The 26253-nt window shown below is 67.5% G+C and carries 28 protein-coding genes; 16 read left to right on the top strand and 12 right to left on the bottom strand.

Translation table 11 applies throughout. The features are described from left to right. Positions 1-12 precede the first annotated feature (12 nt). Both OG804_RS11035 and OG804_RS11030 read right to left on the bottom strand, forming a co-directional pair. Entirely contained in the window at positions 13-393 is a 381-nt protein-coding gene (locus OG804_RS11035) for an NADH-quinone oxidoreductase subunit A (protein ID WP_328396545.1), read from the bottom strand. A 282-nt stretch (positions 394-675) separates the two neighbouring features. Next, complete coding sequence (locus OG804_RS11030) at positions 676-1086, bottom strand: Rv3143 family two-component system response regulator (RefSeq protein ID WP_442941791.1); 411 nt, start codon at positions 1084-1086, stop codon at positions 676-678. Positions 1087-1179: 93 nt separating this feature from the next. Here OG804_RS11030 and OG804_RS11025 point away from each other — a divergent pair, with 93 nt between their 5' ends. Beyond that, on the top strand, positions 1180-1587 hold the full coding sequence (locus OG804_RS11025; RefSeq protein ID WP_328396543.1) for an NUDIX hydrolase: 408 nt from the start codon (positions 1180-1182) through the stop codon (positions 1585-1587). Positions 1588-1637: 50 nt separating this feature from the next. On the opposite strand, the gene OG804_RS11020 is transcribed toward OG804_RS11025, so the two are convergent. Genes OG804_RS11020 through OG804_RS11005 form a run of 4 tightly spaced genes read right to left on the bottom strand, consistent with a single transcriptional unit; the run spans position 1638 to position 5436 of the window. Next, positions 1638-2222 (bottom strand): GTP-binding protein, encoded by a 585-nt coding sequence (locus OG804_RS11020; RefSeq protein WP_328396541.1) that lies wholly within the window; start codon positions 2220-2222, stop codon positions 1638-1640. Positions 2223-2232: 10 nt separating this feature from the next. Next, positions 2233-2607, bottom strand: a complete 375-nt coding sequence (locus OG804_RS11015; protein WP_328396539.1) for a DUF742 domain-containing protein — start codon at positions 2605-2607, stop codon at positions 2233-2235. A gap of 39 nt (positions 2608-2646) precedes the next feature. Beyond that, the gene (locus tag OG804_RS11010; RefSeq protein WP_328396537.1) at positions 2647-3054 is read right to left on the bottom strand and encodes a roadblock/LC7 domain-containing protein; all 408 of its coding nucleotides are present in this window, start codon (positions 3052-3054) and stop codon (positions 2647-2649) included. Then, positions 3055-5436 (bottom strand): sensor histidine kinase, encoded by a 2382-nt coding sequence (locus OG804_RS11005; protein ID WP_328396534.1) that lies wholly within the window; start codon positions 5434-5436, stop codon positions 3055-3057. 166 nt (positions 5437-5602) lie between these two features. Between OG804_RS11005 and OG804_RS11000 the strand changes: the two genes are divergently transcribed. Continuing rightward, the gene (locus OG804_RS11000) at positions 5603-7156 is read left to right on the top strand and encodes a succinic semialdehyde dehydrogenase (protein WP_328396532.1); all 1554 of its coding nucleotides are present in this window, start codon (positions 5603-5605) and stop codon (positions 7154-7156) included. Between the two features lie 15 nt (positions 7157-7171). Here OG804_RS11000 and OG804_RS10995 read toward each other — a convergent pair whose 3' ends face one another. Together OG804_RS10995 and OG804_RS10990 are read right to left on the bottom strand one after the other, a co-directional pair. Beyond that, positions 7172-7588, bottom strand: a complete 417-nt coding sequence (locus OG804_RS10995; protein WP_328396530.1) for a DUF779 domain-containing protein — start codon at positions 7586-7588, stop codon at positions 7172-7174. A 326-nt stretch (positions 7589-7914) separates the two neighbouring features. Next, positions 7915-8223, bottom strand: a complete 309-nt coding sequence (locus OG804_RS10990) for a hypothetical protein (protein ID WP_328396528.1) — start codon at positions 8221-8223, stop codon at positions 7915-7917. A gap of 131 nt (positions 8224-8354) precedes the next feature. Between OG804_RS10990 and OG804_RS10985 the strand changes: the two genes are divergently transcribed. Beyond that, on the top strand, positions 8355-9236 hold the full coding sequence (locus OG804_RS10985) for a TIGR03621 family F420-dependent LLM class oxidoreductase (RefSeq protein WP_328396526.1): 882 nt from the start codon (positions 8355-8357) through the stop codon (positions 9234-9236). A gap of 60 nt (positions 9237-9296) precedes the next feature. Here OG804_RS10985 and OG804_RS10980 read toward each other — a convergent pair whose 3' ends face one another. Then, entirely contained in the window at positions 9297-9938 is a 642-nt protein-coding gene (locus OG804_RS10980; RefSeq protein WP_328396525.1) for a TetR/AcrR family transcriptional regulator, read from the bottom strand. A gap of 122 nt (positions 9939-10060) precedes the next feature. On the opposite strand from OG804_RS10980, the gene OG804_RS10975 reads away from it, so the two are divergent. The 12 genes from OG804_RS10975 (at position 10061) to thpD (ending at position 21821) form a co-directional block, all read left to right on the top strand. After that, a complete protein-coding gene (locus OG804_RS10975) occupies positions 10061-11137 on the top strand; it encodes an SDR family oxidoreductase (protein ID WP_328396523.1) in 1077 nt (358 codons plus the stop codon). Between the two features lie 9 nt (positions 11138-11146). Next, positions 11147-11347 carry a hypothetical protein gene (locus tag OG804_RS10970; RefSeq protein WP_328396521.1) on the top strand — a complete coding sequence of 67 codons (201 nt, stop codon included), beginning with the start codon at positions 11147-11149 and terminating at the stop codon, positions 11345-11347. A gap of 419 nt (positions 11348-11766) precedes the next feature. Continuing rightward, on the top strand, positions 11767-13302 hold the full coding sequence (locus OG804_RS10965; protein WP_328396519.1) for a flavin-containing monooxygenase: 1536 nt from the start codon (positions 11767-11769) through the stop codon (positions 13300-13302). 165 nt (positions 13303-13467) lie between these two features. Further along, complete coding sequence (locus OG804_RS10960) at positions 13468-14841, top strand: FAD-dependent oxidoreductase (RefSeq protein WP_328396517.1); 1374 nt, start codon at positions 13468-13470, stop codon at positions 14839-14841. A gap of 187 nt (positions 14842-15028) precedes the next feature. Next, entirely contained in the window at positions 15029-16084 is a 1056-nt protein-coding gene (locus tag OG804_RS10955; RefSeq protein ID WP_328396515.1) for a PP2C family protein-serine/threonine phosphatase, read from the top strand. A 215-nt stretch (positions 16085-16299) separates the two neighbouring features. Further along, positions 16300-16605, top strand: coding sequence for a hypothetical protein (locus OG804_RS10950; protein WP_328396513.1), 306 nt, complete (start codon positions 16300-16302; stop codon positions 16603-16605). A 160-nt stretch (positions 16606-16765) separates the two neighbouring features. Next, on the top strand, positions 16766-17476 hold the full coding sequence (locus tag OG804_RS10945; protein ID WP_328396511.1) for a response regulator transcription factor: 711 nt from the start codon (positions 16766-16768) through the stop codon (positions 17474-17476). 15 nt (positions 17477-17491) lie between these two features. After that, on the top strand, positions 17492-18580 hold the full coding sequence (locus tag OG804_RS10940) for a HAMP domain-containing sensor histidine kinase (RefSeq protein WP_328396509.1): 1089 nt from the start codon (positions 17492-17494) through the stop codon (positions 18578-18580). Between the two features lie 72 nt (positions 18581-18652). Continuing rightward, the gene (gene ectA / locus OG804_RS10935) at positions 18653-19264 is read left to right on the top strand and encodes a diaminobutyrate acetyltransferase (protein WP_328396507.1); all 612 of its coding nucleotides are present in this window, start codon (positions 18653-18655) and stop codon (positions 19262-19264) included. Then, positions 19264-20523, top strand: a complete 1260-nt coding sequence (ectB, locus tag OG804_RS10930; protein ID WP_328396505.1) for a diaminobutyrate--2-oxoglutarate transaminase — start codon at positions 19264-19266, stop codon at positions 20521-20523. Before ectA ends, ectB begins: the two co-directional genes overlap by 1 nt. Positions 20524-20537: 14 nt before the next feature. Further along, positions 20538-20933: an ectoine synthase gene (locus OG804_RS10925; RefSeq protein WP_328396503.1), complete on the top strand. Its 396-nt coding sequence runs from the start codon at positions 20538-20540 to the stop codon at positions 20931-20933. A gap of 18 nt (positions 20934-20951) precedes the next feature. Beyond that, complete coding sequence (thpD, locus tag OG804_RS10920) at positions 20952-21821, top strand: ectoine hydroxylase (protein ID WP_442941790.1); 870 nt, start codon at positions 20952-20954, stop codon at positions 21819-21821. A gap of 246 nt (positions 21822-22067) precedes the next feature. Here the strand turns inward: thpD and OG804_RS10915 are convergent, their stop codons facing one another. Then, on the bottom strand, positions 22068-22676 hold the full coding sequence (locus tag OG804_RS10915) for a TetR/AcrR family transcriptional regulator (protein WP_328396501.1): 609 nt from the start codon (positions 22674-22676) through the stop codon (positions 22068-22070). Positions 22677-22863: 187 nt separating this feature from the next. On the opposite strand from OG804_RS10915, the gene OG804_RS10910 reads away from it, so the two are divergent. Then, entirely contained in the window at positions 22864-23577 is a 714-nt protein-coding gene (locus tag OG804_RS10910; RefSeq protein ID WP_328396499.1) for an SDR family oxidoreductase, read from the top strand. A 35-nt stretch (positions 23578-23612) separates the two neighbouring features. Here the strand turns inward: OG804_RS10910 and erm are convergent, their stop codons facing one another. Then, entirely contained in the window at positions 23613-24476 is an 864-nt protein-coding gene (erm, locus tag OG804_RS10905; protein WP_328396497.1) for a 23S ribosomal RNA methyltransferase Erm, read from the bottom strand. Positions 24477-24820: 344 nt separating this feature from the next. After that, positions 24821-26245 (bottom strand): MFS transporter, encoded by a 1425-nt coding sequence (locus OG804_RS10900; RefSeq protein ID WP_328396495.1) that lies wholly within the window; start codon positions 26243-26245, stop codon positions 24821-24823. Positions 26246-26253 lie beyond the last annotated feature (8 nt).

The raw sequence follows: 26253 nt of genomic DNA, 5'->3' as shown, positions 1-26253 counted from the left end.
GAGGTTCGCGGCTCAGTCCCAGCTGAGGCCGCCGCGCCGCCATTCGTAGGCGTAGGCGACCGAGACGTTGACGATGAACAGTGCCATCGCGGCCAGGCCGAACACCCCGAGCGCGTCGATATGGACCGCCCACGGGTAGAGGAACACGATCTCGATGTCGAAAATGATGAACAGCATCGCGGTGAGGTAGTACTTCACCGGAAAACGTTGTCCGGTAGTGCCTCCCACGCCACCGGCGACCGCGTGCGGTGTCGGTTCGATACCGCATTCGTAGGGTTCCAGTTTGGCGCGGTTGTAGCGTTTGGGGCCGATGAGGCCGGCGATCAGAATCGAGATCACCGCGAACGCGGCGGCGACCGCGCCGAGGACCAGTATCGGCAGTTCGGTGTTCACGACTGCGCTTCCCCTCCTTGCGAACTGGAAACCCGCGGTGGTGCCGGCGGGTTCCGCGAACGGGGTCGGGCGGTCGATGGGTATGCCCCGTGCTGCCGGATCGTCCCCGGAATGGAGCGGGCTGGGGGAGGGATTACGGCGTCACGGGTAATATGTCATCTCCCGCGCTCATGTGAGCTACAGCACAGCCTACAACCGTTGCGGCAGGACGAACGGCGATTCGTGAACCACTTTGATCGAATTCGCGACTGAGATTTATGAGCGAATGAACGCAATCGCCGATCAGGCCGCGGGGAGTCGACGGAGCAGACCGACCACGATCTCGGTGAGCCGCAGTGGGTCGATCGGATGGGAGGCCACTGCCTCGGCCCGGGACCAGTTCGCCAGCCACGCGTCGTCGGCGCGGCCGGTGAGCACGACCAGCGGCGGGCACCCGTCGATTTCGTCCTTGAGCTGTTTGGCCAGGCCCATCCCGCCGACCGGGGCCGACTCGCCGTCGAGTACGGCCAGATCCGCCGCACCGGCGTCCATGCGCTCCAATACCACCGGGGCCGTAGCGACCTCGAGATATTCCAGCGGCGGTAGGTCCGGATGCGGACGGCGCCCGAGTGCCAGCATCACCTGGCTCCGGGTGTCGGCGTCGTTGCTGTAGACCAGGACCCGCAGCGCGGCGGGAGGATTCGCATCGGCCACGTCCGCATGGTACGTCCGCGGCGGTGCGGTTCGTGGCAGCTTGGCCGAGATCGGCGCGTGAGCGGGCCGCGGAGGCCGGGATAGGCTGGCCGCGTGACGGAGGAAACGGTCGGTGAGCTGATCGATACGGTCGCCTGGGTGCTGATAGTCGACGGACGGATCCTGTGCGCTCGACCCCACGGCAAGGATGTGTTCTACATCCCGGGCGGGAAGCGTGAGCTCGGTGAATCCGACGAGCAGACCCTGCTGCGCGAGATCCACGAGGAGCTCACGGTGGCGCTGGTCCCGGAAACGGTGGTGCCGGTGGGAGTGTACGAAGCGTTCGACGGTGGCGCCCGGGTCCGGATGAGCTGCTATCGCGCCGACTACCGCGGAGTGCCGGCCGCGAGCAGTGAAATAGCCGAACTCGCATGGTTCGACTACGGTGATCGGCCGCGGGTGCCGCCGGTGGACCAGCTGCTCTTCGACGAGCTGCACGCGGCGGGACAACTGACCCGTTGACCCGTGCGCGGGCGGAGCCGGGTGATCCGGCTCCGCCCGCGCACCGCGGTCTACTTGGTCGTGAGATTCGTGCGGGTGGCCCGCTCGATCAGGTGCTCGATCAGGCTGAGCAGCACGTTCTTCGCTGATACACGGTCCCGTGCGTCGCACAGCATCACCGGGATCGACGGATCGAGATCGAGAGCGTCGCGCACCTCGTCGATCGTGTACCGCGGCGCGTCGTCGAAACAGTTCACGGCGATCAGGAACGGCAGTCCGCGCCGTTCGAAATAATCGATGGCGGCGAAGGAGTTGCCGAGTCGCCGGGTATCGGCGAGCACCACCGCGCCGAGTGCGCCCCGGGCCAGTTCGTCCCAGAGGAACCAGAAGCGGTCCTGGCCGGGCGTGCCGAACAGATACAGCACCAGGTCCCGGTCGATGGTGATCCGGCCGAAGTCCAATGCCACCGTCGTGGTGGTCTTGGATTCCACACCGGACAGATCGTCGATACCCGTACTGAGTTCGGTGATCATCTCCTCGGTGCGTAGCGGCGGGATCTCACTGATCGAGGCCACCATGGTGGTCTTGCCGACGCCGAAACCACCGGCGATGAGGACCTTCACCGACGCAGCAAGAGCCGGAGCCCCGGGGTCCATCCGGGCAGGGTCAAATTTTTCGGATTCCATCCAGTACCGCTCGCAATATGTTGAAGTCGCCGGGACCGGACTCCATCTGCACTGGAGCCCGGAAGATCAGATGGCCGTCACCGATCAGATCTCCGACGAGAATCTTGGTCACCGCCAGCGGCAGTTTCAAGGCGGCTGCCACCTCCGCCACGGTTTGTGCTTTTGTGCACAGGTGCACGATATCGGTGTACTCGGGTTCGGTCCGGCGCAACGGCGGGGCACCACGAGCTCTGACCACGACCGTGAGCATATCCAGTTCGTGTCCGGCGCCCACAGTCCGGCCCCGGGTGATGGCGTACGGCCGCACCAGAGGTCCGGCGTCGTCGTCGAACCATGGCTCCCGTTTGCCGGTCATGCCCGCATACCCGTCATAGCGCCGTTGCTGTTCTCGCGGCTACTGCGATTCGGCCCCGCCGCGGGAACTGGTCGACAGATGACTGCCGACCCGCTGGACGGTCAGGTTCATCTCATAGGCCACCATGCCGAGATTGGCGTCGGCGGCGGCCTGCACCGCGATGCAGGCGTTGTCGCCGGCGGAGGTCACGAACAGTACCGCGCGGTCGAGTTCGATCACCGCCTGCCGCACGCTGCCGCCCTCGAAGCGCGCGCCGGCGCTACGAGCCAGTCCGTGCAGGGTGGACGACATCGCCGCGAAGTGCTCGGCCTCGGTGCGATCCATTTTCGAGGAGTGACCCAGCAGCATTCCGTCGGTGGACAGTACGACCGCCAGGCGGACCCCCGCGAGTCGCTCGACGAGATCGTCGAGCAGCCAGTTCAGATCACCTTGAGTGGAAGTGGACACTTAGCCTTCCTGTTCATCCGGGGATGCGCCGTCCGACGCCGGGTTCCCGGCGCCGGATTCTTCGGCGGGCAATGGCTTTCGGCCCTGCCGGGTGCCGTTCACGATCGCCGCCATCAGATCCCGGGCCTGTTCGGCCGAGCGGGGCCGCGCCGTTGCGGCCCGCGGGGCGTCCGAAACTTCCGGTCGCGGTGCGACTTTAGCCTGCCTGCTACGGCGGGGTAAAGCCGGACGACCGTCGGGCAGCAGTGCCGGTTCTCCGGCCGCCTCCTCGGCTTCTGGGCGGGCGACCGGTACGGTGTCGGGCGCGGTATCCGCCGGAGCCGCGGTCGCGGCGGGTTCGGGCGTCCCGGGGCGGTCCGCGAGCAGGGTCGCGAGAGTCGACCCCGCCGGGTCCGGGTCCGTGCTCGCCTCGGGAGGCACCTCCGGGCCGGGCTGCGCGGGCCGCGGCAAACCGGTCAGCGGAGTGGTCTCCTCCGCGGGATCGGTCAGCAGGGCGGCCGGCACGATGACCACGGCCCGGACGCCGCCGTACTCCGACTCCCACAACCGCACCGAGACACCGTGCCGGCCGGCCAGCTGCGCGACGACGAAGATGCCCAGCCGCGAATCCTTCTGCAGCGATGCGACCTCGAAATTCGGCGGGTTGTCCAGGAGGTCGTTGAGCCGGTCGCGGGTGTCCTCGGGGATGCCCATGCCCTGGTCGGTGATCTCCACCGCCACGCCCTTGCCGATAACCGAACCGGTGACCTGGACTCGGGACTGGGGCGGTGAGAAGGAGGTGGCGTTGTCCACGAGTTCGGCGAGCAGGTGGATGACGTCGCCGACCGCGTTTCCGGCGATCCGCAGTTCGGGCAGCCGGGCCAGGCGTACCCGGGTGTAGTCCTGGGTCTCTCCGACCGCGCTGCGCACCAGATCGACCAGCGGCACCGGCGCTCGCCACTGCCGTCCGGGTTTGCCGCCGCCGAGGATGGTGAGGTTCTCGGCGTTGCGGCGTTCGCGAGTGGCCAGGTGGTCGAGCTTGAACAGGAGGTCCAGCATGGCCGGATCCTCTTCGCGTCGTTCGGCGTCGTCGAGGATCTCCAGCTGTTTGTGGACGACGACCTGGCTGCGATGGGCGATGTTCAGGAAGATCGCCTTGACGCCCTCCTGGGTCCGGGCTTCGGTGATGGCCGCGGTCACCGCCACTGCGTGTGCGTGCTCGAACGCCGTGGCCACGGCGCCGAGTTCGTCGTTGCCGAAGTCGAGTTTCGCCGCCGCCTCGGATTCATCGATATCTTCGCCGGCGCGGAGGCGGTCGAGCATATCCGGCAGCCGCTCGTCGGCCAGGGCCAGCGTATGGTCGCGCAACCGGACCAGACGATGGATGAACCGGTTGGCCAGCACCAGCGAGATGCCGAAGGCCGCGGCGGAGAACACCAGGACGGCCAAGCCGAGCAGCAGTGACCGGTAGGTGGTCCGGGCCGCCGCGTCGAGCGATAGGTCCTGCATGAGCTGATTCTGGTCGTCCCAGATGTTCAGCATCTCCTGATTGACGTGGTCGGCCGCCGCCTGCCATGCCGCCAGTTGTGCGGGTGGCAGCCCCGCGGCGGCTTCCGCGCCCGGGATGCTGCGGGCGATGAGCGTGCTCTCGGTGCGGCTCAGCAGCCGCCACTCCGGGCTCTCGACCAGGGCACGCATCCGATCGCCGATCTCCGGCGTCAGCTGCGTGGTGAGCAGCGCGGTTTCGGTGTGGTAGAAGCCCGTCTGCTGGATGTACTCGTCGGGCAGCGCGACCGGATTGCCGGTGCGCAGGGCCGCACCGGCCAGAGCGTGGCTGCGCGAGGCCGACTCCAGCGCGTGCATGATCCGGGAGACCAGATTGAGCTGGGCGACCGCCGCGGGGTTCTGCTCGAAGGTGTAGGAGAGCTGTGCGCCGGTGTTGAAGGCGTCGAGGACCCGCACATAGAACGTGTAGGCATCGGCTGTCGGTACCGCGCGTTTGTCGACGGCGGCGCGAATATTGCCGAGTTGCTGGGTGAGTGTGGTGAAGGAGCCGACGTCGTCGGTGATCTCGGCCGGCTGCAGTTCGCGGATCCGCTGTGCGCCGGTGACCAGATCACGCAACGCCTGTTCGGTGTTGGGCCGGACGGCGGCGAGGGCGTCGGCGGCGCCGGGATCACCGGCCAGATGAGCCAGCGTCAGCCTGCGTTCGTTCTGAACCACCTCGTACACGTCGCGAGTGGGACCCGAGACGTCGCGTAATGCCTCGGTCACCTGCCGGTTGTGCTGTCCCTGGTCGATCAGATAGCCCGTCGCACCCACACCGGCCACCAACAGGGTCAGACTCGGGATGAGCGCGATGGCCAGGATTCGGGCGCGGACACCGAGCCTCGCTCTGAACATCGCCACAAGGTAACCGTTCTGTTGACCTACTGCACATCGAATCCCATTGAACAGGACTCACTTTGACACCCGATCCAGTGTATGCGGCGTGGCGGACACGCCGCCGGCCGGGGCCTGCTGGGTACATTGTGCCTACCTCGCGATCACCGACAGGTAGGAGGCGCCGATGCCCGCCCCGGATACCGATGTTTTCGACCGATTGCGCGCCCTGGTCGCGATCGACGACGCGGCCGCTCGTCCGTACCGCGCGATCGCCGAGGTCTTCACCGGTGCGCCCTTGGGTTCGGTGCCGGTGGGCACCGCCGAGGATGTCTCCGCGGCCGTCACGCGTGCCCGCGGGGCCCAGGCGCATTGGGCGGCGCGATCCGTGAGTGAGCGCGCCCGGGTGTTCCACCGCTTCCGGTCGTTGATCGTGGCGCACCGTGCGGCGCTGATGGACGTGATCCAGGCCGAAACCGGTAAGGCGCGCTGGGCGGCCCAGGAAGAAGTGATGGGGCTGATGTTCGCCGCGCGTTATTTCGCGCGCGTCGCGCCCGCGCTCTTGAGCGATCAGCGGGTCGCGGGTGCCTTCCCGGTGCTCAACCGGGCGTTCGTCGCGGTTCGGCCCAAGGGCGTCGCGGCGGTGATCGCACCGTGGAATTACCCGCTGGTGCTATCGCTGGGCGACGCGATTCCGGCGCTGCTGGCAGGCAACGCGGTGATCCTCAAACCGGACAGTGCGACCCCGTTCTCCGCGCTGGCCGGCGCCGAACTGCTCTATCGGGCCGGGCTGCCGCGCGATCTGCTGGCCGTCGTGACCGGGCCCGGGCCGGTCGTGGGCGAAGCGATGGTGGACCGCTGCGACTATCTGATGTTCACCGGTTCGTCGGCCACCGGGCGCACCTTGGCCCAGCGGTGCGGCGCTCGCCTGATCGGTTTCTCCGCCGAACTGGGCGGCAAGAATGCGATGATCGTCACCGCGGGCGCGGATATCGGCCGCGCGGCGCAGGCGGCTGTGCGGGCTTGTTTCTCCAACGCCGGCCAGTTGTGCATCTCCATCGAACGGATCTATGTGCAGCGCGCGGTGGCCGACGAGTTCACCGAGAAGTTCGTCGCGGCGGTGGCAGGGGCGAAACTCGTTGCCGCTTATGACAACTCGATGGATATCGGCTCGCTCATCTCGGAATCGCAGCTGCGTATCGTCACCGAGCACGTGGCCGACGCCGTCGCCAAGGGGGCTCGCGTGCTCACCGGCGGCTCGCCGCGGCCCGAGCTCGGGCCCCTGTTCTTCGAACCGACGGTGCTCACCGGAGTCACCGACGGGATGGTCTGTGCTCGCGGCGAGACTTTCGGTCCGCTGGTCTCGATCTATCCCGTCGAGACCGTGTCCGACGCCGTGGCGGCCGCCAACGACACGGAATACGGATTGAACGCGAGCGTGTGGGCGGGCGGTATCGGTGCAGGCGAACGGATCGCGCGCCTCCTGAACACCGGCACTGTGTGTGTGAACGAGGGTTACGCCCCGGCCTGGGGCAGTACCGCCGCGCCGATGGGCGGGACAGGTATCTCCGGAGTGGGACGGCGGCACGGCCCGGACGGACTACTGAAGTTCACCGAACCCCAGTCCGTGGTGTCGACCCGGTTCCTGAATCTGGACCCGCCGCCACTGGTCCCCCGGGAGCTGTGGCAGCGGGCGCTGATGACGATCGCCCGGGGAATTCGATTCCTGCCCGGGCGTTGAGCGGCGGCGGGCCGATCAGGCGCCGGTGCCGCGGGTCCCCCGTTTGCGTCCGTCGAGCGCCGCTGCCTCGGCGGCGCTGAGCCGGCGGGTGCGGAGCAGGAAGGTGGCGGCTTCCTCGGGCTGCGGACTGCCGTTCGGTTCCCCGGTCGGCGCCGGACCGGCGTCGGCGGGGACATCTACGGTGAGATGCTCGCGTTCGAACCGGGTGTAGATCTGCTCGCTCATCCACAGTTCGGTGTGCCAGGCGAGGCGGCCGAACAGGATATCGCCCTCGGCGGCGCGGAAATCGCGGATCGGCAGCCAGTCCGGCTGCGGATCGCCGGCCTCGCGGTGCGGTAGGTACAGCAGGATCGGACCGTGCTGTTCGATCAACTCGCGGAGCGCGTTGCGGGCCCGGTCGGTCACCGCGACCCGGTCACTGCGATACGCCATCAACAACTCCGCGTTGCGCCGAGGTACCGCGGCGGCGCTACCGAATCGATTCGATGAAACATATCGCTCCCTTGCACATCGTCTCCGACCCCGGACCGGACGGAACCGGCGAATCCGGTCGCCACTGCCCGATCTCCGGCTCGCTTTCCAGCCAGCACTTTTGCGAACACATTCTTGCGTATTGTGTTCGCCGGGGCGAGGGGGTGTCCATGGTTCGCCGAATCCGACTGTGCTATACGGCTGTGCCGTAGACGGTTTCGTGCGAACCCCCACCGGGTGTGTTCCGGGCGATCGTCGCCGTACCTCCGAATCGACGGAGTGCCAAGCTATTTCCGGATGACGATACCGGCGAGATCCGCCCGCTCGATCGGGGTATCCGCGTTGGCCTGTACGCCGCACAGTCCGTTGACGGCGGCGATCGACAGGTCCACGTTGGTGCCGGTCGGTTCGCGGCCGAGCTGCTCCTCCAGGAACTTTGTGATGGTCACGCGTTTGGTCTTCTGGTCCTGCTGCACGTACTCATGGCACGGTGTATCGCCGCCCTGGTTGAGGGTGCGCTCGATTTCGGTGCAGCCGGCCAGTACGAGCGCGGCGGCCGCGATCATCAGGCCGGTCCGGGCTTTCGTGGCGTTCATCGACAATCCTCCTGGTCGGCTCGGTCGGCGAGATATCCGCCCGAGTCCGGTCCACCCTATGTCCGGCGTGACGTCCACGGGCAGTCGGTGCCGGGGCGGCAAGGAGGCGCCGCGATTGGTATGCAGGAAGGATGAGTTCACCAAAGGATTTCCGGTTCGGCGTGAACATGGTGGTACCTCAGTCGCGCGACGAGTGGGTGCGAAAATGCCGGCGGGCCGAGGACCTCGGGTACGACGTCATCGGCGTCGCCGATCATCTCGGCCTGGCGCCGCCGTTCCCGGCCCTGGTCCTGGCGGCCGAGAACACCGAGCGAGTCCGGCTGAACACGTTCGTGCTCAACGCGGCGTTCTACAACCCGGTGCTGCTGGCGCGTGAGGTGGCGGGCACGGACCGATTCGTGGAAGGACGGCTCGATCTGGGTCTGGGCGCCGGCTATGTGAAGGCGGAGTTCGAGACGGCGGGTATCGACTTCGGTACGGGCGGCCGGCGGGTCGATCGCCTGGAAGAGGCGGTGCGCACCCTGCGTACTCTGCTGGCCGATCCGGACTACCAACCGCGGCCCGCCCGCCCCGGCGGGCCGCCGTTGCTCATCGGCGGCTGGGGCGACCGGATGCTGACCCTGGCCGCGCGCTATGCGTCCACGGTGGCCTTCACCGGCGCCGCGTCCACCGCCGCCGGCGCTCTGCGGCTGGCCGGTCCGGCCGAGATCGACGAGCGGGTCGCCTTCGTGCGCGCCGCGCTCGGCGACCGGGCGCCGGAGGTGGAACTGAATGTCCTGGTGCAGGCGGTGGTCCCGGCATCGAAACGGGCGGAGTTCCTGGACAGATACGCTGCCGCGGTCGAGCCGGCGGTGCTGGACGCGGTCGATGATCTGCCCACTGTGCTGCTGGGCGGCGCGCGCGATATCGCCGAGCACCTGCGGGCCAATCGTGCCCGCTTCGGGTTCGGCTATATCACTGTGCTGGAAGCGGATCTGGAGGCATTCGCGCCGGTCATCGCCGAACTGCGGTGATGTCGGCGGCGGGGTGAACGGGCGAGAGTTCACGACCCGGTCGCTGCCGTCGAATCGGTATCACCCGGGACCCGGCCGGCCGGGTGCTCCGCTATCGGCGCGCAGGAGACCGCCTATGCCGTCCAGGACCGAATCGACCAGTTCGGTCGCGGTCGTGCCGAATATCGTGCCGCGCTTGTCGAGCTGGCCGTCCAGCCACAGCGAGGCCAGGCCGTGCCCGAGCGCCCAGAGAGTGACGGTGGTCGGTTCGGCGCGCTCGGGTGACAATTCGCCCGCGGCGACACAGTCGGCCACCGCGTCGGCCAGCACGCCGAACGCGGCTTCGCCGGCGATCCGGGTGTTCGGATGCTTCTCGGGCTGGGACAACTCGGGCCGGAACATCAACCGGAAGTAGCCGGGTTGTTCCCTGGCGAACCGGACATAGCTCTGTTCCAATGCCACGAGCGCCGCGGTAGGGGACGAAGCCGCGGCCCGTGCGGTGGTGAGCTGGTCGGTGAGCAGCCGGAAGCCCTGCGTGGCGAGATCGGCCAGCAGTGCGGCGCGATCGGCGAAATGGTGGTACGGCGCGCCCGAGCTCACCCCGGCCTCGCGGGCGACCCGGCGCAGGCTCACCGCGCCGATGCCCTCGGTTTCGATGAGCCGCAGACAGGCGGCCAGCAGGGCGTCGCGGAGGGCGCCGTGGTGGTAGGTGGTCCGGGTCACCTGCTGAGCCTAGGCGAATGCGGAGCCCGGTCGATATAGGGACTGGACAGCAAATCTATGCAGTGCTTAGATTATCTGAGCAGCGTTCAGATAAGGCGCGGCCCGAATCGGGACAGGTGGATATGAGCACACGAGTACTCGTTACCGGCGCGACGGGATTCATTGCCGGACATGTCATCGTCGAACTGCTCGATCACGGCTATGCCGTACGCGGTACGGTGCGCGACCTCGCCGATTCCGGGAAACGGGCGCATCTGGTCGAGTACGCGGCCCGCGTGGGCGGCGACCTCGATTTCGTGGCGGCCGACCTGAACCGCGACGCCGGCTGGGCGGCCGCGGTCGCCGGGTGCACGCAGGTGTTGCACGTCGCGTCCCCTTTCCCCGCGACGCCCCCGGACGACGAGAGCGAATTGATCCGGACCGCGGTGGACGGGACCCTGCGCGTGCTGACGGCATGTGCTGATTCACCCGCTGTGCGGCGGGTGGTGCTGACCTCTTCCACCGCGGCGATAGCGCACGGGCACCACGACGACGCGGTGCGCACCGAGGCGGACTGGACGGTGATCGAGCGCAGTCCCGCCTATCAGCGCAGTAAAACGCTGGCCGAACGAGCCGCGTGGGAATTCGCCGACGCCCTGCCCGTGGCACGGGAACTGGATCTGGTCGTGGTGAATCCGGGCATGGTGCTGGGTCCGCTGCTGTCGCCGGAGACGAGCACATCGCATGAACCGGTGCGACGTCTACTGGCCGGCGCCGTCCCCGGGCTGCCGCGGGTGGGCTGGTCGGTCGTGGATGTGCGGGATCTCGCGGTGGCGCACCGGTTGGCGATGGAGAATCCGCGCGCGGCCGGAAACCGCTACATCTGTGCCGGTGAACACGTCTGGATGCGGGATATGGCCGAGCTGCTGGCCGCGGAGTTCGGGCCGCGCGGGTTCCGTATCGCCACCCGGGGACTGCCCGATCGGCTGGTCCGGCTCGTAGCGGTCTTCGACCGTGGGCTGCGGCTGACGGTGCCGGCGCTGGGCCGAGTCGAACGCGTCAGTGCCGACCGGGCGCGCCGGGAGTTGGGGTGGACGATGCGGCCGGTTCGGGAGACTGTTCGCGATACGGCGGACAGTCTCCTCCGGCAGCGGATCGTTGCCCCGCCGCGCCGGGCGTCCGCGCCGGGCGGCCGCGCGGTGTCGGCCGCCGAAGCGTGAGGGGGCGGCATGCTGGTCGCCACCCTGTTGATCGCCCTCGGTGCGCTGGTGCGCCGGTTTCGGGCCGGTCGTCGGCAGTCCGCTGGTGAACCATCCGGCGCGGCTCGGGGGCCGGTGATTCCGGCGCGATGGCGGGTCGCCGCCGCGTCGATGCTGGCCGGGCTCGTCTCGTTGGGGGTCGCCGCGTCGGCCGCGCTGCTGGTCTGCTGAACCGGCGGGCGTGATCGCCGAGTTCCGGTGCCGCGCGTATCCGGATGTGCGCGCTCGGTGTGCTCCCGGTTCGATCGCGGGGGCCTCGCTGCTCCAGGGGTACACCGGCTTCACCTACGGCTCGCTGATCGCGCCCGACCGGTCGCTCGGCCCGGGGTGCGAGTCCGGATCGGCGCCGGGCGGTCGTGACCGCAGAATATGTTCTAGATCACAGATGTCTGGGTATAGAAACTGCCCGCCGTCGGCCGTCGCGTCGGCGTCGCTGCCGGGTTCGCTCACTCCGGCGGGGGCCTTCGCTCCGCGAGGGTGGCGGGTGTGCGTTCGGCCAAGTGCTATGTACTCTCGGTTACATGTAAAAGGTGTGGCGGTCATGATGACGATCACGACCGCCGACCCGAGCACGAGCAGCGAGGAACGCAATGACGCGGCATGTCGACGTACTGATCATCGGAGCCGGTCTGTCCGGTATCGATGTGGCCTGTCACCTGGAGAAGGAGAACACCGGGCGCAGTTACGCCGTCCTGGAGCGCCGCACCGCCCTCGGCGGCACCTGGGATCTGTTCCGCTACCCGGGTGTCCGGTCCGATTCGGATATGTATTCCTTCGGCTACGGCTTCCGGCCGTGGCGGGGGACCCGGATGCTCGCCGACGGCGCCAGTATCCGCCGCTACCTCGGGGAAACCGCCGACGAATACGGAGTGACCCCGAATATCCGGTTCGGCCGCAAGGTCGTGTCGGCGAGCTGGTCCAGCCCGGACAATCAGTGGACCGTGCGGGTGGTCGAGGAAGCGACCGGCGCCGAGGAGTTCTGGACCAGCAGTTTCCTGGTCGGGTGCACGGGCTATTACGACTACGACAACGGCTACCGGCCCACGTTCCCCGGTGAGGACTCGTTCACCGGGCAGATCGTGCACCCCCAGCACTGGCCCGAGGATCTGGACTACCACGGCAAGAAGGTCGTCGTCGTCGGTAGCGGCGCCACTGCGATCACGCTCGTGCCGTCCATGGTCGGCGACGCGGCGCACGTGACCATGCTGCAGCGGTCGCCCACCTATATCGCCTCCATCCCGGGTGAGGATCCGGTCGCGCTCGGGATGACCAAGGTCAAATCGCCGGCCGGGCTCACCTATCAGGTGGGTCGCGCCCGCAATATCGCGGTGCAGCAGGCCAGCTATCAGTTGTCCCGTAAGCAGCCGAAGCTGGCCCGGCAGATGTTCTTGAAGTGGGTGCGGATGGCCGTAGGCCCAGGTGTGGACATGCGCCATTTCACCCCGTCCTATGCGCCCTGGGATCAGCGCCTCTGCGTCGTGCCCGACGGCGACCTGTTCAAGGCGATTCGCCGCGGGCGCGCCTCGATCGTCACCGACACCATCGACACGTTCACCGAAACGGGCATCCGTACCGCCTCGGGTGCGGAGATCGAGGCCGATATCGTCGTCACCGCTACCGGGCTGACCATTCAGATCCTGGGCGGCGCCACCCTGGACGTGGACGGTGAACCCGTGGTGACCCGCGATCGCGTCATGTACAAGGGGGCGCTCCTCGACGGAATTCCGAATGCCCTGATGGTCCTCGGATACACCAACGCGTCCTGGACTCTCAAGGCCGATCTGGCGGCCGAATACTTCTGCCGGGTGCTCAACCGGATGCGTGACAAGGGATACACGCGGTTCGTGGTCGATGCCGAGGAGTCCGATCGGTCCGAAGCCTCGGTGATGGGTGGCGCGCTCAGTTCGGGCTATATCCAGCGCGGTGACGCGGTGATGCCGCGGCAGGGCGCCGGTGGTCCGTGGAAGGTGGTCAACAGCTACTTCCGCGACCGCGCCTATCTTCGTAAGAGCCCGATCGAGGACGGCATCCTGACCTTCACCGACCGTGCCGGGACGCAGACCACCGGCCGCCGGTCGCGCGGCGCGGTGAGTCGCCTCTCGCCGATCGGCACTCGTTCCGCCTGAGCCGGCCGCGAGGTCGCCGGAATCCGCCGTCGTAAGCGACGGAGGGGACGCTCGGATCGGCGGCGCCGTAGACAGTTCACGGAATGCCCGGCGGGCGGCCGATACGCATTGTGCGGGCGCGATTCGCATGCGGCGCGGGGCGCGCGATCTGGGTAGGTTGATCCCATGACCGAGCGGTTGGTGATCGTTGGAGGTGACGCGGCCGGAATGTCCACGGCCGCCCAGGCGCGTCGGTTCCGGGACGCGGCGGACCTCGAGATCGTGGTTTTCGAGCGCGGGCATTTCACCTCGTACTCCGCCTGCGGGATCCCGTACTGGGTCGGTGGTCAGGTCCGGGAGCGCGATCATCTGATCGCGCGCACACCGGAGGAGCACCGCGCCCGGGGGATCGATGTGCGCCTGCGCAGCGAGGTCGTGGAACTCGATATTTCCGGTGGGCGGGTGCGGAGCCGGGATCTGGCCTCGGGCGTCGAGACCTGGACCGGTTACGACCAACTCGTCGTCGCGACCGGCGCCCGCCCGATCCGGCCCCGACTGCCCGGCATCGACGCGGCGGGAGTCCACGGGGTGCAGACCCTCGACGACGGCGAATCGCTCATCGCGACGCTGACCGCTACCACCGGCCGGCGAGCAGTGGTGGTGGGCGCCGGTTACATCGGGGTCGAGATGGCCGAGGCCCTGATCCGCCGAGGTTTCGAGGTCACCATCGTGCACAGCGGCCCGGAGCCGATGGCGACGCTCGATCCGGATATGGGTGCGCTGGTGCGCGACGCGCTGTGCGGTATGGGTGTGACCGTGATCGGGAACAGCGAGGTCACCGAGATCGGGACCGGGGCGGACGGACGGGCGTGCACGGTGGTGGCCGCCGGAACGGAGTATCCGGCGGATGTGGTGGTGCTCGGGATCGGTGTCCGGCCGGAAACGTCGCTCGCGCGCGCCGCGGGACTGCCGATCGGCGATCACGGCGGGTTGCTCACCGACGCGGCCATGCGGGTGACCGGCCACGAGAACGTCTGGGCGGGCGGCGACTGCGTGGAGGTACTGGACCTGGTGTCGGGGATGCACAGACATATCGCCCTCGGCACCCACGCCAATAAACACGGTCAGATCATCGGCGCCAATATCGGCGGCGGCTACGGGATCTTTCCCGGTGTCGTCGGCACCGCCGTCAGCTCGGTCTGCGACCTCGAGGTGGCGCGAACGGGATTGCGGGAGAAGGAGGCCCGTGCCGCGGGTCTGCAGTACGTCACGGCCACGATCGAATCCACCAGCCGCGCCGGATATCTGCCCGACGCACCCGTTATGACGGTCAAGATGCTGGCGGAAAGGATCACGGGGCGGCTGCTCGGCGTCCAGATCGTGGGCCGCGAAGGCGCGGGTAAACGTGTCGACATCGCGGCGGTGGCGCTGACCGCGAGAATGACCGTGGCGCAGATGACCACACTCGATCTGGGCTACGCTCCGCCCTTCTCGCCGGTATGGGATCCGGTGCTGGTGGCGGCCCGCAAAGCGGTGCGCGCAGTCGAGGAGCGCGGGTGAACTCGCTCGCCTGCGCACCGCGTACTATCTTCGATCGTCAGTACGGAACGGGTCGAACGAAGGGGGACGGTGTGCAGACCCGAAATATCCGGATCGGGCAGCACCGGAAACTACTCATGAATGTGGCGGCCGGATGAACCCCGACGCGAGCCCGGGAGGCGCGGAACCGGCGGATACTCTCGACGCGGTGACCGAACCCGTACCGCGCGTGCGCGATACCGTCGATACTCGGCGCCGGGCCGCGGCGGCGGAAGTGACCGTTGCGCGGCAGATACCGGCGTCCGGAATCCACCGCGTCGCACTGCCCGACGATGAACTCGCCGAAGTGGTGTGCGTGAACTGCGGAACCCAGAGCCGGGGTCCCAGATGCCGGTCCTGTGAGCGTCCGCATCGCATCCAGGACCGGTTCGAGGCCGACCTGGGCGTCGCGAGTCTGGTCACCGATCGTGGCATCCTGCACGCGCGTAACGAGGACGCCGTGGCCGCGGCGGTGGTTCCGGACGACAGCGGACAACCGGATGTCATCGTGCTGGTGGTGTGCGACGGCGTCTCGTCGTCACCGGATCCGCAGGCCGCGTCGGGAACCGCCGTGCGGACCGGCGCGGACGCCTGTCTGGCGGCTCTGGCGGAAGACCGAACCCCCGAGGAGGCCACTGCCGCGGGGATGGCGGCCGCGTCGGAGGCGGTCCGCAATCTGATCGGCCCGGACGGGGACGCCCCGTCGTGCACCTATGTGTCGGCGATCGTCCGCACCGAACCCGGGGGACAGATCTCGGTCACCGTGTCGAACATCGGTGACAGTCGTGCCTACTGGCTGGCGTCCGGTGATCCCGCGACCGAGCAACCGGCCCGGCCGGGATACCCGGGCATGCTCGCCGGCGCGCAGAAACTCACCGTCGACGATTCGTGGGCGCAGACGCTGATCGAAGCGGGCGCCATGGACGAGCGGGCCGCGATGGCCGATCCCCGAGCGCATACCCTGATGCGCTGGCTGGGTGCCGACGCCGGCCAGCAGCCGTGGTCGGGCGACAGCATCCGGACCTACCACGTGGATACCCCGGGGGTGCTGCTGCTGTGCACCGACGGGCTGTGGAACTACCTGCCGGGCCCGGCCGATCTCGCGCAGCGCGCTCTCGGCGTGCCGACCACCGAGGCGGCGCGGGCACTCGTGGATTACGCCGTCGTCTGCGGCGGAAGCGATAACATCACGGTCGCGCTGGCCCCGATCTCGGGTGTCGGCTGAGCCGCCGCGCGGAGTAGGCAAACTTCGGGCAACGTGTCCGCCGGGTGAATGAACGCCGGTGGATCGCGCCGTCGCCGCCGGCGGACTCGGCGGACATTTGTGTGTCCGCTGTGTTTGCAGAACCGAGCGGGCGGGTACAAATCCGGAAAGCCGGTGCGGACACCGATGGTCGCACCGGGGCGAGCACGTACGCACCTACCGCAAGGAGGTTCGTCATGAAGGGTGGCCTGTCCGCCGCTCCCGGAACAACGATGGTCACCACGAATCACGAGGTCATCCGTCAGTGGGCCCAGCGGCGCGGTGCGAATCCGGCGACCACACCCGGCAGTCAGTACGACGGAGAAGTGGGGGTCCTCCGGCTGGGCTTCCCCCATTACGGCGGCGCGGTGCTGCAACCGGTCAGTTGGGCGGACTGGTTCGCGACGTTCGACGCGCGTAAACTCAGCTTCCGCTATCAGGAGTTGCGAGCAGACGGTACTCCCAGCAATTTCTTCCGTCTGGAACGCGTCGGCGATATCTGAACGTGAGGCATTTCACTCCGGAGGTTTACCCGGCAGGCCTTCCGGCTACTCACATAACCGAAAGGTTGCTCGAGTAAGCTGAGTAGCGGGCTGTCGCGTCGGTATGGGGATGCGAGACCCGCGCCGCGGCACGCCACGTGCGTCTGCAAGGGATTGAATATTGAGCGCGAACCTGATGATCGTGGAAGACGACGACCGGGTCAGGGGTGCTCTGCGCCTGGCCATGGAGGACGAGGGCTACGACGTCGCGGAGGCCGAGGAAGCCGAGGCCGCGCTCACCCATCTGCGCACGATCGGCGTGCCCGATGTGATGATCGTCGATCTGATGCTCGGCGGTATGGACGGGTTCACCTGTATCCGGGAGATACGCCGGGATCACGACGTCCCGATCATCGTGGTCAGCGCTCGCGACGATACGCACGACGTGGTGGCGGCCCTGGAGGCCGGCGCCGACGATTTCGTGACCAAACCCTTCGAGATCAAGGAGATCACCGCTCGGATGCGGGCGCTGCGCCGGAGAGCGCGGCTGTCGGTGGAGCGGGATATGCCGATCGAAGTGGTACTGGACGCCGATCCCGATCGCCCCTTGATCCTGTCCCCCGACGGGGGCGCGGTCCGGCGGGGCGACGAAGAAATCAACCTCACCATCACCGAATTCCGGCTGCTGTGCGAACTCGCCGACGCGCCGGGCCGGGTGCTGAGCCGCGATGTGCTGCTCGAACGGGTCTGGGACCGCGGTTTCTTCGGTGACGAACGCATCGTCGACGTGCACATGCGCCGGTTGCGCACCAAAATCGAGCGGGATCCGTCCGACCCGCAGATCGTGGTCACCGTCCGTGGCCTCGGTTATCGGCTGGACGTACAGCGCTAAGTCATGGGCAGCGCGATGAGCGCAACCCGGGTCGGGGTCGATCCGGGTCGCTGGGGCCTGCGCAGCCGGGTGACGACCGCTTTCGCGGCGTCCTCCGGCCTGATGGCGCTGGCCCTTGTCCTGGGGGTCTTCGCCGTGCTCAGTGACGAGAGCCGCACCTTCAGCGAGCGGATCCAGCACCGGCCCGTACTTCTGGTGGGTTGTGCTCTGGTGGCGGCGCTGGTGGGCGCGGGGGTCGGGGTCCAGGTGAGCCGGCGCATGCTGAAACCGCTGCACGATGTCGCCGCGGCCGCGGCTCTGATCGCCTCGGGCGAGCTGGGCACCCGGTTGCCGCACAGCAACGACCAGGACCTGGCCAGCACGGTGGACTCGTTCAACCGGATGGTCGAATCGCTGCAACGGCGCATCGATCGGGAGCACCGGCTGTTCGGTGACGTGAGTCACGAACTCCGGACCCCGTTGACCACCCTGACCACCGCGGTGGGTGTACTGAACCGGTACCGCGACGAGCTGCCGTCTCGATCCCGCCAGGCCTTGGACTTGGTGAGCGCGGAGGTGGATCACCTGCGCCGGCTGCTCGACGATCTGTTGGCTTTGGCCCGGGTCGAAGCGGGTATGCATCACGGGGACGCCGATCAGGTGTCGGTGGGCGAACTGGTCGCGCACACGCTGCACGACAGTCATCGTCCGGCGGAACTGCTCGATGTCCGGGAGGACGTCACCGTTCTCGGACGCAAACTCGAACTCGAACGCGCCGTGGTGAATCTGCTGAAGAACGCGGACCGCCACGGTGGGGGCGTGGTCGCGGTGACGGTGCTGCGCGACGGCGGTGACGCCGTGGTGGAGGTGGACGACGCCGGCCCGGGCGTCGCGCCGTCGGACCGGGAACGCATATTCGATCGTTTCGCGACCTCGCGCACGGGCCGTCGTTCCGCCACGGGCGGAACGGGTATCGGCCTGGCGTTGGTCGCCGAAACAGTAGCCACGCACCGGGGCCGGGTGGAGTGCGCGGACCGTCCCGGTGGGGGCGCCCGTTTCATAATCCGGCTACCGGGTATCGAAGAAGGAGAGGGTCGCTTTAACAAGCCTGTAACACGATCGTAAAGAACTCGACCAGGTCACCTCAACGTTCGTTCGTAAGCCTGGGAAAGTACTGCACGCAGACATCGGAGTTGTATGCCTTTACACACTGAGTCCACGCAGACCGCCGGCACGGCCGGCACCGGTTCGACCAGTTCATCCGCCGCGACCGATGCGGAGCCCGCCAGTAGCGGCGTGGTCCTGCGGGCACCGCGGATCACCGACGCCGCACGGCTGTGGCAGATCGCCGACGAGTCGAAGGTTCTGGACGTCAATTCGAGCTATGCGTACCTGCTGTGGTGTCGCGATTTCGCCGCCACATCGGTAGTCGTCGAGAGCGAAGGCCGCGTCGTCGGCTTCGTCACCGGCTATTCGAGACCCGAAACGCCCGGCACCCTGTTCGTATGGCAGGTCGCCGTCGACGCCGACCAGCGTGGCCGTGGCCTGGGGGTCGCCATGCTGGACTGGCTGGTCGCCACCGTCACCGCCCCCGGCCATCCGGCCGGCGGCGCCGTGGAGGCGCTGGAGACCACCGTTTCCCCCGATAATCCCGCCTCGATCGCCATGTTCGCCTCGCTGGCCCGCCGCCGCGGCGCCGACATGGTGCGCAGCGACCTGTTCGGACCGGATCTGTTCCCGGACAGCCACGCCGCCGAGGACCTTTACCACATTTCCCCGATCGCCCGTAAAAACGAAAGGGATCACTGATGATTACCGCCGAAACGACGATTTTCGACGACATCGAATCCAATGTGCGGGGTTACTGCCGCTCCTGGCCGACGGTCTTCGAGACCGCGCAGGGCGCCTGGCTCCGTGACGAGGCCGGCAAGGACTTCCTCGATTTCTTCGCCGGTGCGGGCGCGTTGAACTACGGCCACAACAATCCGCTGCTCAAGTCGGCGCTGGTCGACTACATCGCCGGTGACGGCATCACGCACGGCCTGGACATGTCCACGGTGGCCAAGCGCAAACTGCTCGAGACCGTCCGCGACACCCTGCTGGCGCCGCGCGGCCTCGACTACAAGGTGCAGTTCCCCGGCCCGACCGGGGCCAACGCGGTCGAGGCGGCACTCAAGCTGGCCCGCAAGGTGACCGGGCGCCAGACGATCCTCAGCTTCACCAATGCCTTCCACGGCATGACGCTGGGCGCTTTATCGGTGACCGGTAACTCCATGAAGCGCGCGGGCGCGGGTGTGCCGCTGAACCACGCCACTCCGATGCCCTACGACGGGTACTTCGACGGCACCACCGCCGACTTCCAGTGGATGGAGCGGGTGCTCGACGACTCGTCGTCCGGCCTGGACCGTCCGGCGGCGGTCATCGTGGAAACGGTGCAGGGCGAGGGCGGCGTGAACCTGGCGCGGGCCGAATGGCTGCGCCATCTGGCTTCGCTGTGCTCCGCCCGCGGCATCCTGCTGATCGTGGACGATGTTCAGATGGGTTGCGGCCGTACCGGCCCGTTCTTCTCCTTCGAGACGGCCGGTATCACTCCCGATATCGTGACCCTCTCCAAGTCGATCGGCGGATACGGCTTACCCATGGCGTTGGTGCTGTTCAAGCCCGAACACGATGTGTGGTCACCGGGCGAGCACAACGGCACCTTCCGCGGTAACAATCCGTCCTTCGTGACCGCGCAGGTGGCGCTCGAGCACTATTGGTCCGATGATGTATTGGAGAAGTCCACCGTCGCCAAGGGCAAGCGGGTGGCCACGGCACTCAACGAGATCGCCGTGGCCGTTCCGGGGGTGTCCACTCGGGGCCGCGGCCTGGTGCACGGCCTGGTCTTCGAAGACGCCTCGCAGGCCGGGAAGGTTTGCCAGGTCACGTTCGAACGTGGACTGCTGACCGAGACCTCGGGTGCGTCGGACGAAGTAGTCAAACTGCTGCCGCCGCTGACCATCGCCGATGACGAACTCGACCAGGGTCTGCACATCCTGGGCGATGCCGTCGAAACCGTCTGCAGCTGAAAGGGAACATCCGAATGATCGTGCGCACCACCGAAGAGATCACCGGCACCCATCGTGATGTCGGCGCCGAAAGCTGGCGGAGCAAACGGATTGTGCTGGGCGGTGACGGGGTCGGATTCTCGTTCCACGAGACCACCATCGAGCCCGGTACCACCCACGTCTTCCACTATCAGAACCATGTGGAAGCGGTCTGGCTGGTGGAGGGTGAAGGCACCCTCACCGATCTGACCAACGATCGCACCTACGATCTCGCCCCGGGCACGATGTACCTGCTCAACGGGCACGAGAAGCACGAGGTGCGGACACGGACACGGATGCGGATGCTGTGCGTGTTCAATCCCCCTGTCACGGGGCAGGAGGTGCACGACGAGAACGGCGTCTATCCGTTGATCGCCGTTCCGGCCGACTGAGAGGAAGGACGAACGACGTTGGTTGACAATCGGATCGATCGCTATCCGACCAGAACCGCCGAGCGCTTGCCGCGGCAGGAGCGGCACGACGCTACTGTGTGGGGCCGGATGGGCAACGCGGAACTGGCTGCGTTCGATACCGACGGATACGCGATTCTGGATCGTTTGCTGGCACCCGAGGAGGTGGCCGAATACGCCGCCGAGATCGATCGGCTGGCGAGCGATCCGGAATTGCGGGGTGACGACCGGCTCATCGTGGAGAAATCGTCGCGGCAGGTGCGCTCGGTATTCCAGGTGCACACACTGAGTCCGGCGGTGGCGGAGCTGGTGCGAGAATCCCGGGTGGTCGACCTGGCCCGGCAGGTACTGGGATCGGATGTGTACATCCACCAGAGCCGGGTCAACTACCTACCCGGATTCGGCACCGGCTTCTACTGGCATTCCGATTTCGAGACCTGGCACGCCGAAGACGGTATGCCCTCGCCTCGCGCGGTCAGCCTGTCCATCGCGTTGACCGACAACTACCCGTACAACGGCAGCCTCATGGTGATGCCGGGATCGCACCGGACGTTCGTACCCTGTCAGGGCGCGACACCGGACGACCACTATCGGGAGTCACTGCGTGAGCAGGAGATCGGTGTGCCGAGCCGGGCCGATATCACCGAACTGGCCCACAAGTACGGGATAACCCAGTTCACCGGTCCGGCCGGTTCGGCGCTGCTGTTCGACTCGAACATCATGCACGCGTCCGGCAACAACATCACGCCGTTCCCGCGGTCGAATATCTTCCTGGTGTTCAACAGTGTCGAGAACACCCTGGAGAAACCGTTCGCCGCCCCGGCCCGGCGGCCGGCGTATATCGCCGACCGCGAGTTCGCGCCGGTGTAGACGGGACAGTCGCCCACGACGGGGACGAACCCAGTACGGGTTCGTCCCCGTTGTCGTGTCCGTGTCAGCGCTTCCATCGGGGGCGCCGTAGTGTTCGCCGGAAATCGGTTTCGCCATCGACTCGAGCAGACCGGCACCAACTTCGCCGAGGTGAGTCCAGCCGCCGCGGCGGAGTTCGTACAGGTCCCGTCGACGGTGGTGGCGGCGATGGGCTGGTGCTGCGGCCGCTGACGATCACCGGGTGGTTCAGCCGCGCACCGCAGCCAGGCACTCGTCGTACAGGTCCATGATGTCGCCCTTGCCGTCGTTGTCGACCCAGGCCATCGATGCGGCATCCAGGCATGCGAACGCTGTCGCGATCACTGCGCGGGCCCTCGCGTCCGCGCTGCCGGCCGCAGTGTCCATGCGCGCCTTGATCAGTGGCAGCAGGTCTTCCTGGAAGCGCAGTCGCTTTTCGAGCCAACCGGCGCGCAGGGCGGCGGTGTTGTGCAGGAGCCGGAACCGCTCCAGGGCCTGCTCGCGGGTCTCGTGCAGGGCCTGTGCGGCGGCGACGCCTGCGCGCAGGGCCTCCCAGGCACTGGCTTCGGTGGGTTGTTCGCTGATCGCGGCTGTCAGGACCAGTCCGAACCGGTCCTGGTTGCCGCCGAGAAGGTCTTCCTTGGCGGGGAAGTAGCGAAAGAGGGTGCGCTGGGAGACGCCGGCCTCGCGGGCGATCTGGGCGGTGGTCGTCTCGACGTAACCCTGCTCGGTGAACAGGCGCAGGGCCGTTTCGAGGATTTCTCGGGTGGCCAGCTGCCGTGTCCGGTCCCACAGCGTGGTCGGTGCGCCCGTTGCTGTCTCGGCTTCCTGCTTCATCCCATCAGATTAGACCAGCACTGCCAGTCTGGCATAGGCGCGAGGGCTGGCAGTTACTGTCAGATTGTCCTACGCTGCCAGTAGGTGACCGTCGCTGCACGGCCCGCTGCCCCAGGGAAGTGCTCACCGATCACCCCGATTTCTCACGAGCACGCAGACCTGTCACCGGCACGCAAAGGAACACATCATGTCCGCACCTGCAGCTTTGATCACCGGTGGAACCAGCGGCATCGGCAAGGCAACCGCTGAACTACTCCACTCCCGCGGCTACCGCGTCATGGTCACCGGCGTCGACACGTTCGCCGACGCCGGACTTCCCGAAGATGTCGTGGTGGTCCGGGCCGACGCACGGTCCCTGCCGGACATCGACCAGGCGATCGACCAGGCCCGCCTACGATTCGGTTCCCTCGACCTGCTCTTCCTCAACGCGGGCATCTCCCGCCCCGGCCCCATCGAGGCAACCGACGAAGGCACCTTCGATGCCCTGTTCGACATCAACGTCAAGGGAAACTTCTTCACCCTGCAAAAGGCGCTCCCGCTCCTCAACGAGGGCGCCTCGGTCGTGTTCACCGTGGGTGCCGGCGAAGGGGTCGGACCCGCCATGACAGCGGCCAAGGGTGCGCTGCTGCCCCTCATGCGGTCTCTCGCGATCGAACTCGCCCCCCGCCGCATCCGCGTCAACGCCGTCAGCCCGGGACTGATCAACACCCCCGCCTACAGCAAGATGGGTGTCTCCCGGGAAATGATCGAGTCCTGGGCTGCGGACGTCCCGCTCGGCCGCGTCGGTACTCCCGCCGACATCGCCGAAAGCGTGGCCTTCCTCGCCTCGGACGCCGCGAGTTACATCACCGGCGACAACCTCATCATCTCCGGAGGCATGGGTGTTCACACCCACCCCTGACGAGCAGTTCGACACCTGGCTCCGACCGAGAGCGTTCACCGACCCCGGTGAACGGGCCGCGGCCTTCGTACCGGTCTGTTCGTCGCCGGCATGCGGCGGCTCGTATCGCGTAAACGCTGAAAGAGCGTGAGCCAGGCGTCCGGAGACACCAGGCCCACCGGGGCATCGTCCGATATTCCGGCAGCTCGGCAGGCTGCGGCCACCTGCTGGGCAGGGTGGGCCCGGCGCAGCGACGCCGCGAGCGAGCCGCCCACTCCGGAGAACCCGAGTTCGACCAGTCGCCGGTAATCCGCGCCGGATGCGAGCGGGAGCAGTGGGACCGGGCGTCGCGCGATGTGCAGCACCGCGCCATCGACCCGGGGGACCGGGAAGAATTCGCGTCGGTCGATCCGCTCGCCCAGCACGAATGTCGAATCCGGCCAGTGTGTGATCGTAAGTTTGCTCCACCGTCCGTAATCGCCGCTGTGTTTGCGAGCGAATTCGTACTGGGTGAGCAGGGTGGCCGAGGTCAGCCGGTGGGCGGCCAGACACCAGCGCACGATATCGGTGCTGACCGCGAAGGGAATGTTGGCGACGACGGCGAACGGTTGCGGTGGCGGGGCCACGCCGCGGAAGTCGGCCAGCAGTACCTGGATCCGGTGGTCGCCGCAATAGCGTGCGGCGAGCCGCCGCGCGTAGCGCGGGTCCTTCTCGTAGGCCAGCACCCGGCCGGCGTGCACTACGAGATGGCGGGTGAGGATACCGTCACCGGGGCCGATCTCGAGGACGAGATCGCGACTGCCGATACCCGAGGAGCGCACGATACGGCGGGCTGTGCGGGTATCGGTGAGGAAATTCTGTGACAGCGTCTTGCGAGTCGCGGACACGCGGGGACGCGGACCCGGGGCAGTGCGGGACATGGGAGGTCCTCCGAAGGGAGTGGGCCGAATCGAGTTGCGTGATTCGCCCGGACCCATGCCGGGGCGGCAGGCGGCGCCGAAGGCGCCGAGGAGTTCGCGGTGGTGCCGGTTCGACGAACCGGCACCGGTTCACGGCCGACCGATCCCTCGGTGGGGACGGTGCGGCCGGATCAGCGGAGTGTGGGGTGCACCGGCAGAGTCCGAGCTGCGGTGCGCAAGCGGATGTAATACGCGCCGATCGCGCACACTCCGTCGCTGCCCAAAGTTCCCATGGCGGCCAACCCTAGGGTCGTCGGGCGGGGTCCGTCCACCGGTTTTCCCGGGTCGCCGTCGCCGGAATCGAGTCAGGCGCCGACCGTGTCCGCCGAAAGCTCGGCGGTGGCGGTGACCGCACGCGAATCATCCTCGCCCGCAAGGTAACTCCGACTCAGGCGGCGATAGTGCCTGCTGCTCAGCGCGTACCCGGTGAAGAGCAGCCCGAGAACTCCGAGCAGTACGAACACCAGGGCCATGCCCCGGGCCTCGCCGGTGCCGAACCAGCCGCCGATCCATCGCGCGCCCGACCCGTCGGTCATGAAGGGGATGAAGAAGAACTGGGTCAGTGGACTGAGCAGGAACGCAGTGAGCGGTGACGCGGCCTGTTCCACGCTCTGCGCGAAACCGAAGACCCGGCCCTGCCGCTCATAGGGGACAACCTTCTGCAGCACTGTCTGTTCGGCGGCTTCGGCGAACGGCATGAGGATCATGAACACGGCCAAACCGCCGATCAGCAGGGTCGCGGAATCCCGGATCGGGAACCCCAGCATCACCGCCCACAGGGCCAGGTTGATCAGCAGGATCAGCCGCACCGGGTTCGCGGAGGTGCCGGTGCGGGCCACCAGCAGGCCGCCGAGGATCATCACGCCGCTCAGCGCGCCCCAGATGGCGCCCCACGCCTGTACCGACATCATCGACAGCGCATACGGATCCATGAGGGCCATCAGGCCGCCGAACAGCAGGTTGTTCAGCGCCGCGAACGCGATGAGCGGGATCATTCCGGGAATTCCGCGGATGACGCCGATCGTCCCGCGCAGGTCGACGCGGCGGGGCTCGCCCGCCGCGGCGGCGTGGGCGAGCGCTTCGGGCAGGGGGAGACGTCGCAGGTGGACCAGGGCGGCGGCCAGCACGGTGACGGCCAGGATCAAGACGCCCAGCATGCCGTTCCAGCCCACCAGGAGCGCGCTGGCCACCGAGGTGACCAGGTGGGAGACGCCGGTCGTCGTGCCGACCAGGCCGTTGGCGCGATCCCGGACCTGTGCGTCGAACAGGGCGGTGACCATGGTGGGCAGCGCGATCGTCCGCAGCCCTCCGGCGATCACCCCGGCCATCAGGAGCACGATGAACACCCATAGTCGCGCATTCGCCGGATCGCGCCATATCTCACCCGGTGTGATCGAGTAGAACACCAGCGCGACCGCGTAGATGCCGAATGAGACGAGCGCGGAGGCCTGCATCACGGACTTCTTGCGATGGTGGTCGACGATACTGCCGAACCACACGCCCGTGGCGGCCGTGGCCACCAGGAAGATCCCGGCGATCATCCCGGTGGCGAATACGGAGCGGGTCTGCAGGTACACGAAGAACGTAATGCCGAACCACACGGTGAAGTTGATGAACGACACCAGCAGAACGTTCACGAGCAGTTGCGCGAAGGTCCGGACGGTGGGGTCGGTGAGGTCGAGGCGGGTCGCGGCCTCACCGGTGCTGCGTTGCGGGGCTTCCATACTCATGAACTCAA

Source organism: Nocardia sp. NBC_00416 (assembly GCF_036032445.1).
Lineage (GTDB): Bacteria > Actinomycetota > Actinomycetes > Mycobacteriales > Mycobacteriaceae > Nocardia.
Note: the sequence above shows the minus strand (reverse complement) of the source record. Positions and strands in the feature narration are given on the sequence as shown.

Excerpts from the sequence above, each read along its gene's own strand:
- OG804_RS10925 (WP_328396503.1), top strand. The coding sequence starts at position 20,538 with ATGATCGTGCGCACCACCGAAGAGATCACCGGCACCCATCGTGATGTC.
- OG804_RS10910 (WP_328396499.1), top strand. The coding sequence starts at position 22,864 with ATGTCCGCACCTGCAGCTTTGATCACCGGTGGAACCAGCGGCATCGGC.
- ectB (WP_328396505.1), top strand. The coding sequence starts at position 19,264 with ATGATTACCGCCGAAACGACGATTTTCGACGACATCGAATCCAATGTG.
- OG804_RS11020 (WP_328396541.1), bottom strand. The coding sequence starts at position 2,222 with ATGGACCCCGGGGCTCCGGCTCTTGCTGCGTCGGTGAAGGTCCTCATC.
- OG804_RS10950 (WP_328396513.1), top strand. The coding sequence starts at position 16,300 with ATGAAGGGTGGCCTGTCCGCCGCTCCCGGAACAACGATGGTCACCACG.
- ectA (WP_328396507.1), top strand. The coding sequence starts at position 18,653 with ATGCCTTTACACACTGAGTCCACGCAGACCGCCGGCACGGCCGGCACC.
- OG804_RS10990 (WP_328396528.1), bottom strand. The coding sequence starts at position 8,223 with ATGAACGCCACGAAAGCCCGGACCGGCCTGATGATCGCGGCCGCCGCG.
- OG804_RS11015 (WP_328396539.1), bottom strand. The coding sequence starts at position 2,607 with ATGACCGGCAAACGGGAGCCATGGTTCGACGACGACGCCGGACCTCTG.
- OG804_RS10960 (WP_328396517.1), top strand. The coding sequence starts at position 13,468 with ATGACCGAGCGGTTGGTGATCGTTGGAGGTGACGCGGCCGGAATGTCC.
- OG804_RS10940 (WP_328396509.1), top strand. The coding sequence starts at position 17,492 with ATGAGCGCAACCCGGGTCGGGGTCGATCCGGGTCGCTGGGGCCTGCGC.
- OG804_RS10995 (WP_328396530.1), bottom strand. The coding sequence starts at position 7,588 with ATGGCGTATCGCAGTGACCGGGTCGCGGTGACCGACCGGGCCCGCAAC.
- OG804_RS11005 (WP_328396534.1), bottom strand. The coding sequence starts at position 5,436 with ATGTTCAGAGCGAGGCTCGGTGTCCGCGCCCGAATCCTGGCCATCGCG.
- OG804_RS10965 (WP_328396519.1), top strand. The coding sequence starts at position 11,767 with ATGACGCGGCATGTCGACGTACTGATCATCGGAGCCGGTCTGTCCGGT.
- OG804_RS10975 (WP_328396523.1), top strand. The coding sequence starts at position 10,061 with ATGAGCACACGAGTACTCGTTACCGGCGCGACGGGATTCATTGCCGGA.
- OG804_RS10985 (WP_328396526.1), top strand. The coding sequence starts at position 8,355 with ATGAGTTCACCAAAGGATTTCCGGTTCGGCGTGAACATGGTGGTACCT.
- erm (WP_328396497.1), bottom strand. The coding sequence starts at position 24,476 with ATGTCCCGCACTGCCCCGGGTCCGCGTCCCCGCGTGTCCGCGACTCGC.
- OG804_RS11000 (WP_328396532.1), top strand. The coding sequence starts at position 5,603 with ATGCCCGCCCCGGATACCGATGTTTTCGACCGATTGCGCGCCCTGGTC.
- OG804_RS10900 (WP_328396495.1), bottom strand. The coding sequence starts at position 26,245 with ATGAGTATGGAAGCCCCGCAACGCAGCACCGGTGAGGCCGCGACCCGC.
- OG804_RS10915 (WP_328396501.1), bottom strand. The coding sequence starts at position 22,676 with ATGAAGCAGGAAGCCGAGACAGCAACGGGCGCACCGACCACGCTGTGG.
- OG804_RS10970 (WP_328396521.1), top strand. The coding sequence starts at position 11,147 with ATGCTGGTCGCCACCCTGTTGATCGCCCTCGGTGCGCTGGTGCGCCGG.